Annotated in this window: 6 protein-coding genes; all 6 read left to right on the forward strand. The window is 65.5% G+C overall.

All coding sequences use genetic code 11. The annotated features are described in order from the left end of the window. Positions 1 to 99 precede the first annotated feature (99 nt). The 6 genes from J7367_RS12135 (at position 100) to xylB (ending at position 13,094) form a co-directional block, all read left to right on the forward strand. Positions 100 to 2,355, forward strand: a complete 2,256-nt coding sequence (locus J7367_RS12135; protein ID WP_057659804.1) for a hypothetical protein — start codon at positions 100 to 102, stop codon at positions 2,353 to 2,355. Positions 2,356 to 2,461: 106 nt separating this feature from the next. Next, a complete protein-coding gene (locus J7367_RS12140; RefSeq protein WP_022559524.1) occupies positions 2,462 to 4,378 on the forward strand; it encodes a sialate O-acetylesterase in 1,917 nt (638 codons plus the stop codon). Between the two features lie 11 nt (positions 4,379 to 4,389). Beyond that, positions 4,390 to 6,132, forward strand: coding sequence for a DUF5597 domain-containing protein (locus J7367_RS12145; RefSeq protein WP_057659806.1), 1,743 nt, complete (start codon positions 4,390 to 4,392; stop codon positions 6,130 to 6,132). 104 nt (positions 6,133 to 6,236) lie between these two features. Continuing rightward, a complete protein-coding gene (locus tag J7367_RS12150; RefSeq protein WP_057659822.1) occupies positions 6,237 to 9,140 on the forward strand; it encodes a TIM-barrel domain-containing protein in 2,904 nt (967 codons plus the stop codon). Positions 9,141 to 9,231: 91 nt separating this feature from the next. After that, positions 9,232 to 11,604, forward strand: coding sequence for a glycoside hydrolase family 95 protein (locus J7367_RS12155; protein WP_057659808.1), 2,373 nt, complete (start codon positions 9,232 to 9,234; stop codon positions 11,602 to 11,604). After that, complete coding sequence (gene xylB, locus J7367_RS12160; protein WP_057659810.1) at positions 11,601 to 13,094, forward strand: xylulokinase; 1,494 nt, start codon at positions 11,601 to 11,603, stop codon at positions 13,092 to 13,094. Before J7367_RS12155 ends, xylB begins: the two co-directional genes overlap by 4 nt. The last annotated feature ends 63 nt before the right edge of the window (positions 13,095 to 13,157 follow it).

Below are 13,157 nucleotides of genomic sequence, written 5' to 3' on the forward strand. Positions count from 1 at the left end.
GAAGTGCGTCGCCGGTCCGGCGAGCTGTGCAGGCAGCTCGTTGGGCCGGTGTTTTTCCTATCGATGGCCAGGCCATCGATCGCGAGGGGAGCCGGAGGAATGATCGCCGTGATCGATCCGCCTACTAAGCGCCGTTTTTCTGCAGCACATGCGTGGCTGACTGCTGTCTGCCTGACGCTGGCGCTGCTCTTCATGACGTCCGAGGCATCTGCGGACGAGCCCGGTACGCCAGACCCGTATCGGTGGCACAGCGTGGCCATCGGGGGGGGCGGCTTTGTTACCGGTGTGCTGTTTCATCCCGCCGAACGCGATCTTGCCTATGCACGCACCGATGTCGGTGGTGCCTATCGCTGGGACGCGCAGGCGCAGCGGTGGGTCGCGCTGACCGATTGGTTGGGCGCCGACGATTGGAATCTGATGGGAATCGACGCTTTTGCGGTCGATCCTGCCGACCCGAACGCCCTGTACCTGGCTGCTGGCACCTACATGCACGAACGCGCCGGCAATGCGGCGGTGTTGCGTTCGTTCGATCGCGGTAAGCATTTCGAACGCGCCGATCTGCCGTTCAAGCTCGGTGGCAACCAATTGGGCCGCGCCAATGGCGAGCGGCTGGCGGTTGACCCGCACGATGGCCGTGTGCTGTTGCTTGGCTCACGTGATGCAGGCCTGTGGCGCAGCGACGATCGCGGCGCGCACTGGGCGCGGGTGGAGACCTTTCCTGCCGATGCACTGGCAGGCGCCACGGCGCGCAACCATGTCGGAAGCGAACAGGCGGTGGGCATTGCCTTCGTCGTGTTCGACGCCGCCAGCGGCCGTGCTGGCGCTGCGACACGACGCATCTATGTGGGCGTTTCGACTGCGCAAACCAGCCTGTATGTCTCCGAAGATGCGGGGCGCACCTGGTCGGCCGTGGCCGGGCAACCCAAGGGGCTACGCCCCAACCACATGGTCGGTAACAACGCTGGGCAGTGGTATTTGAGCTATGGCGATCACCCCGGCCCGGATCTGATGGCCGGTGGCGCGCTGTGGAACTACGACGCGACGCAAGGCCGCTGGCGCCAGATCAGCCCGATCCCACAACCAGCCACCGGCGATGGTTTCGGCTGGGGCGCGGTGGCGGTGGATCCGCAACATCCGCAGGTGCTGCTGGCCAGCACATTCCGCCGCCGCACGCCGCGCGATGAAGTGTTTCGCAGCGGCGATGGCGGCCGCAGCTGGGTTCCGCTGCTGGCGGCTGCGCAGTTCGATCACAGCGCCGCGCCGTGGACCGCGCACGCAACACCGCACTGGATAGGCGCTCTGGCGATCGATCCATTCGACAGCAACCACGCCATGTTCGTCACCGGCTACGGCATCTGGGCCTCGCGCAATCTGCAGACGTTTTCAGAGCAGCCGCCGCTGCAGTGGTGGTTCCAGGACCGTGGGCTGGAAGAAACCGTGCCGCTGGATCTGCTCAGCCCGATGGCCGGCGCGCATCTGCTCAGCGCGCTGGGCGATATCGATGGCTTCCGGCATGACGCGTTGGACACCGCACAATTGCAGTATCTTGGCCCGCGCCTGACCAACGGCGAAAGCATCGATGCCGCCGGCCAGGCACCGCAGTGGGTGGTGCGCAGCGGTACCGTGCGCGATCGCCGCAACAACGAGATCCGCGCGCTGTATTCGCAGGACGGGGGCACGCACTGGGCTGCATTCGCCAGCGAGCCGCCGCGCGGGCAGGGTGCCGGCACCATTGCCATTGCCGCCGATGCATCGCAGGTGGTGTGGGCGCCGGAGCAGGGCGGTGTGTGGCGCACTGCCGATTTCGGCAAGCACTGGCAGCGCGTGCAGGGCTTGCCCGAGACCGCGGTGGTCGTGGCCGACCGCGTCGATGCGCAGCGCTGGTATGCGGCCGATCGGGTGAGTGGGCGCCTGTACGAGAGCCGCGATGGCGCGGCCAGCTTTCGCGATACCGGGCAGCAGGTCGGCAGCCCGGCGCGCGATGAACGTGCGCGCCCGCAATTGCGCCCCGACCCCTGGCGTGCGGGCGTTGTGTATCTGGCCAGCCCGACGCTCGGCGTGATGCGTTGGCAGAACGGCCAGTTGCGCACGCTAGCCAAACCCGATGAAGCGCGCTCGCTGGGCATCGGCAAGGCGCTGCGTGCCGGCGCGCCGCCGGCGCTGTATCTGGCCGGGCGCGTGGCGGGCGTGGATGGCCTCTTCCGTTCCGATGACGAGGGCGCCTATTGGCGACGCATCAACGACGATGCGCATCGCTTCGGCAAGCCGTATAGCGTCACCGGCGACCCGCGCATTCCTGGCCGCGTGTACTTTGCCACCGGTGGCCGTGGCATCTTCTATGGCGATCCACGATGAGCGCTGCGTCGCTGCGCGCAGCATCGCGCTGTCCTACCGTGTACGGCGCTGTTCGCCGTCGTATCGCTGCGCGCCGCCCGGCTGCGCCGACTTTGGAGATCACCGCATGACCGCTTCTTTCGTTCGTCGTGGCTGCCTGCTGGGCCTGGTGCTGGTCAGTCCGTGTGCCTGGGCGGTGCCGACGTTGCCGTTGCTGTTCGCCGATGGCGCCGTGCTGCAGCGCGATCAGCCGATGCCGGTCTGGGGCTGGTCTTCGCCCAATGCCGCGATCACGGTCAGCTTCGACGGCAAGCGCGCCATCGCCAAGGCCGATGCAACAGGGCAATGGAAGGTCAAGCTGCCTGCGCACGCAGCCGGTGGCCCGTACGTGCTGCGTGTGCAGGGCGACGGGGGCGAGCTGCAGGTGCGCGATGTGCTGGTCGGCGATGTGTGGCTGGCCAGCGGGCAATCAAACATGGAATGGCCGTTGGTCCAGGCCAGCGACGGCCGGCAAGCGGTGGCCGCTGCCAACGATGCGCAGCTGCGGCATTTCAAGGTGCCCAAATCGTGGTCGGTGCAGCCGCAGGCGCGCCTGACCGGTGGCGAGTGGAAGGCCGCAACGCCTGCCGACGCCGGTGAATTCACCGCGGTCGGCTATTTCTTCGCCAAGGAGCTGCGCGCCAGCACCGGTGTGCCGATCGGTATCGTCAACAGTACCTGGGGCGGCAGCGCGATCGAAGCGTGGATGGACGCTGCATCACTGGGCCTGAGTGCCGATCAGAACCAGGGCGCGATCGAGGCGATCAAGCAACGCGACGCCGCAGCGCAGGCGGCCACCGGCAAGCGCATCGCGCGCTGGCCCAAGGTGGAGGGCGAGATGCGGCAATGGCGCGAAGCGGCGTTCGACGACAGCGACTGGGACAGCATCCCGGTCACCAAGCAATGGGAATCCAGCGGCTACGACGGCATGGACGGCATCGCCTGGTATCGCACCACCATCACGCTCAGCGCTGCCGAGGCCAAGGCCGGCATCACCTTGGGCGTGGGCCAGATCGACGATTCGGATACCACCTACGTCAACGGCCAGCAGGTCGGCAGCACCGAAAAGCAATGGAACCTGCCACGCGTGTATCAGGTGCCGGCTGCGGCGCTCAAGGCCGGCGTCAACCACATTGCGGTCCGCGTGGAAGACCTCAGCGGCGGTGGCGGCATGCATGGCCCGGATGAACAACGCTTCGTGCAGACCCGCGCCGGTGCCAAGCGTGCGCTCGGCGGCTGGAAATTCCGCCCGGCCGCAGTGCGGGTGTCGTTGACCGACAACAAGAATCAGCTGCCCACGCTGCTCTATAACCAGATGATCCATCCGCTGCAGCCGTTCCCGGTCAAGGGCGTGATCTGGTACCAGGGCGAAACCAATGCCACCGACACCGGCGCGGTGAAATACCGCGAGCAGTTCGCCGCGATGATCCAGCAATGGCGTGCCGAGCGTGGCGACAAAACGCTGCCGTTCCTGTGGGTGCAGCTGGCCAACTTCAAGGCCGGCGGCGACAACGGCGAGTTGAGCCCGTGGGCACTGTTGCGCGAGTCGCAGTCCAAGACGCTGGCGCTGCCGGCGACCGGGCAGGCGGTGATCGTCGACATCGGCAACCCCACCGACATCCATCCCACCAACAAGCGCGATGTCGGCCATCGTCTGGCGCTGGCGGCGCGGCATGTGGCCTATGGCGAAACGCTGGTGTACAGCGCGCCGGTGTTCAAGCGCGCAAGTTTTGCCGGCGGCAAGGCGGTGCTGGGCTTTGATTTGCAGGGCAGTGCGCTGCAGGTGCGTGGCGGCGGTGCCGTGCAGGGCTTTCGCATTGCCGGCGCCGATCAACGCTTCCACCCGGCCACCGCGCAGATCGATGGTGACCGCGTGATCGTGCACAGCGATGCCGTCGCCGCACCGGTCGCCGTGCGCTACGGCTGGAGCGAGAACCCGGACGACGCCAACCTGATCAATCGCGACGCCCTTCCTGTTTCCCCCTTCCGCACCGATACCTGGTGACACGGAGCCTTATGTCCATGCATTCCCCCGTTGCACGCGTGATCTCCCATTCCCGCGCATCGCATTGCCTGCGTCCGCTGCTGCTGTCCGCGCTGGCGCTGGCCTTGGCTGCCTGCCAATCTGGCGACAAGGGCGATCCCGGTAAACCTGCCGCAGCCACCGCTGCGGCAACCCCTGCTGCTGGAACGCCGGATAACGCGCAGGCGCCGGCGGCACAGACCCCGATGCCGCAGTTCGTCAGCAAGGACGGCAAGCATGCGTTGATGGTCGACGGTGCGCCGTTCCTGATCCTGGGCGCGCAGGTCAACAACTCCAGCAACTACCCCGGCATCATGGACAAGGTGTGGCCGGCCAAGCAGGTACTCGGCCCCAACACCGTGCAGGTGCCGATCGCCTGGGAACAGGTAGAGCCGGAAGAGGGCAAGTTCGATTTCTCCTTCGTCGATACGCTGCTCGATCAGGCGCGCGAGCACAAGGTACGGCTGGTGCTGTTGTGGTTTGCGACCTGGAAGAACAACGGCCCGCAGTACGCGCCGCATTGGGTCAAGACCGACAACCAGCGCTTCCCGCGTGTGGTCACCCGCGAAGGCAAGTCGATCGGTTCGCTGTCGCCGCATGCGCAGGCCACGCTGGATGCCGATCGCAAGGCATTCGTCGCCTTCATGCAGCACCTGAAGAAGGTGGACCCGCAGCACACCGTGATCATGATCCAGCCGGAGAACGAGGCGGGCACCTACGGCAGCGTGCGCGACTTCTCGCCGATGGCGCAGAAGCTGTTCGACGGCCAGGTGCCGGACGAGCTGATCAAACGGATGAACAAGCAGCCGGGCACCTGGGCGCAAGTGTTCGGTGCCGATGCCGACGAGATCTTCCACGCGTGGTCGATCGGCCGCTACATCGACCAGATAGCGCAAGCCGGCAAGGCCGAGTATCCGTTGCCGATGTACGTCAATGCCGCGCTGCGTGGCCCGTTCAATCCGGGCCAGCCCGGCCAGTACGCCAGCGGTGGCCCCACCGACAACGTGCTGGATGTGTGGAAGGTGGCCGGCCCGCACATCGACCTGCTGGCGCCGGACATCTACATGCCCGAATACCGCATGTACACCACGGTGCTGGAGCGCTATGCACGCCCGGATAACGCACTGTTCGTGGCCGAAACCGGCAACCGCCCGGAATACGCGCGCTATCTGTACTCCACGCTGGGCCATAACGGCATCGGCTGGTCGGCCTTCGGCATCGACTACACCCGTTATTCCAACTATCCGCTCGGTGCCAAGCACGTCAACGAAGAGACGCTGGCGCCATTTGCGCTCGGATTTCAGGCGGTCAGCATGGGGATGCGGCCGTTCGCCAAGGCCGCTTCCGAAGGCAAGCTGCATGGCACTGCCGAAGAGCCTGGCCAGGCCGTGCAGGAGCTCAAGCTCAACGACCGTTGGAGCGCCACCATCACCTATGGCGTGCCGCAGTTCTGGTTCAAGGGCGACCCGCCGGGCAACCCCGAACCGATCGGCGCCGCGTTGATCGCCGAACTGAGCCCGGACGAATTCCTGGTCACCGGTTACCACGCGCGCGTGACCCTGCATCCGGCCAGCGATGCCACCGCCAACATGATCTACGACCGTGTCGAGGAAGGTGTGTACGAAGGCAACGATTGGAAATTCCAGCGCAACTGGAATGGCGACCAGACCGATTACGGGGTCAATTTTTCCAGCGTGCCGCAGCTGCTCAAGATCAAGCTGGCAACCTACAAATAAGCGCGCCTGCCACAACCCCGCGATGCCGTCGCGACGGCATCGCCTCGCCTTACCCATGCGCTGCCGCCCCCGCGGCACCGTTTCGTCATTCAAAGGGAGTGATCATGCAAACCACCATCCGTTCCGCCGGCGCCGTGCCTGCCAACCGACGTACGCCACTGGCCCGGTGCCTGGCGTTGTCGCTGGCCCTGTTGGCCAACGCCGCGCATGCGCAGGAAGTACGCAAGGCCGCCGATGGCGTCACCGTGGTGCCGAGCGCCAAGGGCGCCGCACCGGTGCGCCTGCAAGTGGTCGATAGCGGCATCATCCGCGTCAGCGCCGATCCGGACGGCGACTTCGCGCGCAGCCCCAGCCTGATGCGCGTGCCGGTGCAGGGCGATACCGCGTTCCAGATTGCCGAGCAGGGCGACAGCGTGCAGCTGAAGACCGGCAAGGTCACTGCCAGCATCTCCACCGTCGATGGCCATGTCAGCTTTGCCGATGCCACCGGCAAGCCGGTGCTGTCGGAAGTGGCCGGCGGGCGCAGCTTTGCGCCGTTGAAGGCCGAGGGCAAGCACTACCTGAGCGTGCGTCAGCGCTTCCAGTCGCCCGACGACGAAGCGCTGTACGGCTTCGGCCAGCACCAGCAGGGCTGGATGAACCAGAAGGGCCGCAACGTCGAGCTGCAGCAGAACAACATCGACATGGCGGTGCCGTACCTGGTGTCCAGCCGCAACTACGGCCTGCTGTGGGACAACAATTCGATCACCCGTCTGGGCGACCCGCGCGGCCTGCAGCCGCTGCCGAAGACGCTGAAGTTGTACGACGCCAAGGGCAAGGCCGGCGCGCTGACTGCACGCTATGCGATCAACGGCAAGCAAATCCTCGAGCGCCGCGAGAGCGAGGTGAACTACCAATACCTCAGCGATCTGCCCAAGTACCCGAAGAAGGCGATCACCAAGGACAAGAACAGCCGCATGCAGGTCACCTGGGAGGGCGAGATCGAAGCGCTCACCGGTGGCGAACACACGTTCTCGCTGTATTCGAGCGAATACGCCAAGTTGTATGTGGACGGCAAGCTGGTGATCGACCGCTGGCGCCAGAACTGGAACCCGTGGAACCATGAATTCAAGCTCGATCTGGAGCCGGGCACGCGCCACACCGTCAAGCTCGAATGGGACCTGATCGACCCCAGCTACATCGCGTTGCTGCACCGCGACCCGCTGCCCGCAGCCGAAGCCAAGGATCTGTCGCTGTGGTCCGAAGCCGGCCAGATGATCGACTACTACTTCGTCTCCGCCGATTCATACGACCAGGCCGTTGCCGGCTACCGCGAGCTGACCGGCAAGTCGACGATGCTGCCCAAGTGGGCCTATGGCTTCTGGCAGAGCCGTGAGCGTTACAAGAGCCAGGACGAGCTGGTGGGCGCGGTGGCCGAATACCGCAAGCGCAAACTGTCGTTGGACAACATCGTGCTCGACTGGTCGTACTGGCCGGAAGATGCCTGGGGCTCGCACGATTTCGACAAGCAGCACTTCCCGGACCCGGACGGCATGGTCAAGGCCGTGCACGACATGCACGCGCAGATCATGATTTCGATCTGGCCCAAGTTCTATCCCACCACCGCCAACTACAAGGAACTGGACGCGGCCGGTTTCATGTTCAAGCGCAATGTGGAAGTGGGTGAACTGGACTGGATCGGCAAGGGCTACAAGAACTCGTTCTACGACCCGTATTCGGAGAAGGCGCAGGCCATGTACTGGCGCCAGGTCAACGAAAAGCTCAACAGCAAGGGCTTCGATGCCTGGTGGATGGACGCCGACGAGCCGGACGTGCATTCCAACCTGGACATCGCCGAGCGCAAGGCACGCACCACGCCCAACGCGCTGGGGTCGTCCACCGAGTACTTCAATTCCTACCCGTTGCCGCACACGCATGGCGTATACGTGGGCGACCGCGCGGCCGACGACAAGCGCGTGTTCATCCTTTCGCGCAAGGGCTATGCCGGCACCCAGCGCAATGCGGTGGCAGTGTGGAGCGGCGACATCGTCTCGCGCTGGGACGACATGCGCGACCAGATCTCCGGCGGCGTCAACATGGCGCTGTCGGGCTTGCCCAACTGGACCTTCGACATCGGCGGCTTTGCGGTGGAGAAGCGTTATGAAGACCAGGATCCGGCCCACCTGCCGGAATGGCGCGAGCTCAACACGCGCTGGTTCCAGTTCGGTGCGTTCGTGCCGATCTTCCGTTCGCACGGCCAGTTCCCGTATCGCGAAATCTGGAACATCGCACCGGAAGGTACGCCGTTCTACGAGAGCATGGCCTACTACAACCGTTTGCGTTATGCGCTGCTGCCGTACATCTACAGCCTGGCCGGCGACACCTACCAGCGCGATGGCGTGATCATGCGCGGCATGATGATGGACTTCCCGAACGACCCCAGGGTCCGCGACATCAACGACCAGTACCTGTTCGGGCCGGCGTTCCTGGTCGCACCGGTGACCCGCTTCGGTGCCACCTCGCGGCAGGTGTATCTGCCGGCCGGCAGCAGCTGGCTGGACTTCGCGACCGGCAAGCGTTACGAGGGCGGCCAGAGCATCGAAGCCGCTGCCCCGATCGAGCGCATGCCGTTGTTCGTGCGTGCCGGTTCCATCGTACCGACCGGCCCGGTGCAGGAATACGTCGACCAGGTGGCGGACGCACCGCTCACCGTGGTGGTCTACACCGGCGCCGATGGCCAGTTCTCGCTGTATGAAGACGATGGCAAGGGCTACGGCTACGAGAAGGGCGAGTTCAGCCGCATCCCGCTGGTCTGGAACCAGGCCAAGGGCGAGTTGAGCATCGGCAAGCGCGAAGGCAGCTGGACCGGCATGCAGGCCAAACGCACCATCAACGTGCGCTTTGTCGACGGCCCGCGCGACGATGCCGGCGCGCTCGCGCCCAAGACCGACGCCAGCATCCAGTACGACGGCAAGCCGGTCAGCGTGTTGCAGCGCAAGATTGCGTCGGGCAAAGCGCGTCGTCGATGATCGCAGGCCGTCTTCAGTCGATGAGCACCCAGATGCCGGAACGCCGCAAGGCAGGCGCGCGCGGTTCCGGTCAGTCAGCACGGCGGTTGCCGTGCTGACCCGTCGTGAGCTGTGCAAGGCGACCGGGGCCGCCATCGCGGTCCTGGGCGCCGTGCCGGCGGCTGTACAGGCCACGCAGGCTTCGAAAACAACCGCGCTCGCGCCCGTCGCGGCTGCCGAGGCGCTGCAGCTGTGGTACCGCGAACCGGCCAATGAATGGGTAGAAGCCTTGCCGGTCGGCAACGGGCGATTAGGTGCGATGGTGTGGGGCGGTATCGCCCATGAGCGCCTGCAGCTCAACGAAGACACGCTGTATGCAGGCGGGCCTTACGATTCCACCAGTCCTGACGCGCTGGCGGCTTTGCCGCAGGTGCGTGCGCTGATCTTCGCCGGGCGTTACGCAGAAGCCGAAAAACTGGCCGATGCCAAGCTGCTCTCGCGTCCGCTCAAACAGATGCCGTATCAACCGTTGGGCGATCTGCTGCTGGATTTCGATCGCGCCGACGGCATCAGCGACTATCGCCGTCAGCTCGATCTGGACACGGCGGTGGCCACCACCACGTTCCGCTCTGGCGGCGCGGTGCATCGGCGCGAGGTATTCGTCTCTGCGCAGGCGCAATGCATCGTGGTGCGGCTGTCGTGCGACCGCCCCGGCGGTATCTCGCTGCGTGTGGGCATCGACAGCCCGCAAAACGGCGAGGTCACCGCCGAGCAGGGCGGTTTGCTGTTCAGTGGGCGCAACGGCAGCTTCGCCGGTATCGAAGGCAAGCTGCGTTTTGCGTTGCGGGTGCTGCCGCAGGTCAGCGGCGGCAAACTGAGCCAGGTGCGCGACCGGTTGCGTATCGAGGCTGCCGATGAAGTGGTGTTGCTGCTCAGCGCAGCAACCAGTTACCAACGCTTCGATGCGGTCGATGGCGATCCGCTCGCATTGACCGCCGCAAGCCTGCGAAAGGCGGCCAAGCTGGATTTCCCCGCGCTGTCGCGTGCGCATTTGGCCGATCATCAACGCCTGTTCCGGCGCGTGGCGATCGACCTCGGCAGCAGCGATGCCTTGCAGCGGCCTACCGACGAACGCGTGCAGCGGTTCGCCGAAGGCAATGATCCGGCACTGGCTGCGCTGTATCACCAATACGGACGTTATCTGCTGATCTGCAGCTCGCGGCCCGGTACCCAGCCGGCCAATCTGCAGGGCATCTGGAACGACCTGATGCAGCCGCCGTGGGAGAGCAAGTACACCATCAACATCAACACCGAGATGAACTACTGGCCCAGCGAAGCCAACGCATTGCACGAATGCGTTGAACCGCTGGAAGCCATGCTGTTCGATCTGGCCCAGACCGGTGCGCACACCGCCAGGGCGATCTACGACGCGCCGGGCTGGGTGGTGCACAACAATACCGATCTGTGGCGCCAGGCCGGCCCGATCGACGGTGCGCAATGGAGCCTGTGGCCAATGGGCGGCGTGTGGCTGTTGCAGCAGTTGTGGGACCGTTGGGACTACGGCCGCGACCGCGCCTACCTGAGCAAGATCTACCCGTTGTTCAAGGGCGCCGCGGAATTTTTCGTTGCAACGTTGATGCGCGATCCGCAGACCGGCGCGATGGTGACCAATCCGTCGATCTCGCCGGAAAACCAGCATCCCTTCGGTGCGGCCGTGTGCGCCGGTCCCAGCATGGACGCGCAGCTACTGCGCGATTTGTTCGCGCAATGCATCGCCATGAGCAAGTTGCTCGGCATCGATGCGCAGTTGGCCCAGCAATTGGCCGCCCTGCGCGAACAATTGCCGCCCAACCGCATCGGCAAGGCGGGGCAGTTGCAGGAATGGCAGCAGGACTGGGACATGCAGGCGCCGGAGATCCACCACCGCCACGTCTCGCATCTGTACGCCTTGCATCCCTCGAGTCAGATCAATCTGCGCGATACCCCGGAACTGGCTGCGGCCGCACGCCGCTCGCTGGAAATCCGTGGCGACAACGCCACCGGCTGGGGCATCGGCTGGCGCTTGAACCTGTGGGCGCGGCTGGCCGACGGCGAGCATGCCTACCGCATCCTGCAACTGCTGATTTCGCCCGAACGCACCTATCCGAACCTGTTCGACGCACATCCGCCGTTCCAGATCGATGGCAACTTCGGCGGCACCGCCGGCATCACCGAGATGCTGCTGCAAAGCTGGGGCGGTAGCGTGTTCCTGCTGCCGGCCCTGCCCAAGGCCTGGCCGCGCGGCAGCGTGCGCGGTTTGCGCGTGCGCGGCGGCGCCAGCGTGGATCTGGAATGGGAGGGCGGTCGCTTGCGGCAGGCACGCTTGCACAGCGATCGTGGCGGGCGCTATCAACTGTCCTACGCAGGGCAGACCCTGGACCTGGAACTGGGCGCAGGCCGTACCCAGCAGGTGGGACTCAACAACAACCGATTGGTGACGCAATGAGCTTGTATGTAGGACTGGATGTGGGCACGCAGAGCGTCAAGCTGGTGGCCTACGATCCGCAGGATCGCGCCGTGGTCGCCACCATCGCCGCGCCCATGGAACTGATCAGCCGCGACGACGGCACCCGCGAACAACATGCACAGTGGTGGATCGACGGCATCGTGCATTGCTTTGCGCAGCTCGATGGCGAACAGCGTGCACGCGTGCGCGGTATTTCCGTCTCCGGCCAGCAGCATGGCTTCGTGCCGGTGGCCGCCGACGGCAGCGTCACCGCGCCGGTCAAGCTGTGGTGCGATACCAGCACTGCGCTGGAATGCGATGAAATCATGGACGCCGTCGGCGGCGCCGCAGGCAGCGTGGCCGCGGCGGGCAATCCCATCATGGCCGGCTATACCGCCTCCAAATTGCCATGGACGCGCAAGCATCGCCCCGAGGCGTATGCCGCGATGACCACGGTGATGCTGCCGCACGACTACATCAACTTCTGGCTCACCGGCGAGCGCTTTGCCGAAGTGGGCGATGCCTCCGGTACCGGCTGGCTGGACGTGCGGACGCGGCAGTGGTCCGAGCGCATGCTGAGTGCGGTCGATGCACAACGCGACCTGCGCGATGCGTTGCCGCCGCTGGTGGACACCGGCGCGGTCTATGCGTTGTCCGATGCCGCCGCCCAGGCGTTGCATCTGCCGACCGGCGTGCGCGTCACCACCGGCGGCGGCGACAACATGATGGCCGCCATCGGCACCGGCAACGTGGTGCCCGGGCGCCTGACCATGAGCCTGGGCACCTCCGGCACCTTGTTCGCCTATGCCGATCACCCGGTGGTGGACGATGACGCGCGCTGGGCCGCGTTCTGCTCCTCCAGCGGCGGCTGGTTGCCCTTGATCTGCACGATGAATTGCACCGTCGCCACCGAGGCGGTGATGCGCATGTTCTCCATCACCCGCGACCAGACCGAAGCGATGATCGCCGACACCGCGCCGGGCGCCGACGGGCTGGTGCTGCTGCCGTTCTTCAACGGTGAGCGCACCCCGGATCTGCCGGCCGCGCGCGGCTGCCTGTTCGGGATGGATCTGCACAACACCACCGCCGCGCATTTCTATCGCGCCGCGATGGAAGGTGCCACCTACAGCCTGCGCAACGGCTTCGATGCCTTCGTTGCTGCGGGATTGCAGTTCGATACCATCCTGCTCACCGGCGGCGGCAGCAAGAGCGCACAGTGGCGGCAGATGGTGGCCGACATCTTCAACCTGCAGGTCGTGGTGCCGACCCAGCCCGAAGGCGCTGCGTTCGGTGCCGCGCTCCAGGCATTGTGGGCCTGCGAGCGCGCCGATGGCGGCGATGCGGCGTTGGCCGATGTGGTGCTGGAGCACCTGCAGGTGGACGATGCGCTTGCCGCACAGCCCAACCCGCAGCGTGTGGCCCAGTATCAGCAGCACTACCAGACCTTCCTCAAGCACCTGCATGTCGTCAGCCCGCTCTATGCCGGTTGATCGATAGTTTTTCTACAACTCCCCCAGCAGCAAGGACTTCACACCCCATGAGCAACACCGTGT

Source organism: Xanthomonas sp. D-36-1, assembly GCF_017746155.1.
Lineage (GTDB): Bacteria > Pseudomonadota > Gammaproteobacteria > Xanthomonadales > Xanthomonadaceae > Xanthomonas > Xanthomonas cissicola.

Bases quoted from the DNA above. Each gene is read 5' to 3' on its own strand.
- J7367_RS12135 (WP_057659804.1), top strand. From the start codon at position 100: ATGATCGCCGTGATCGATCCGCCTACTAAGCGCCGTTTTTCTGCAGCA.
- J7367_RS12145 (WP_057659806.1), top strand. From the start codon at position 4,390: ATGTCCATGCATTCCCCCGTTGCACGCGTGATCTCCCATTCCCGCGCA.
- xylB (WP_057659810.1), top strand. From the start codon at position 11,601: ATGAGCTTGTATGTAGGACTGGATGTGGGCACGCAGAGCGTCAAGCTG.
- J7367_RS12140 (WP_022559524.1), top strand. From the start codon at position 2,462: ATGACCGCTTCTTTCGTTCGTCGTGGCTGCCTGCTGGGCCTGGTGCTG.
- J7367_RS12150 (WP_057659822.1), top strand. From the start codon at position 6,237: ATGCAAACCACCATCCGTTCCGCCGGCGCCGTGCCTGCCAACCGACGT.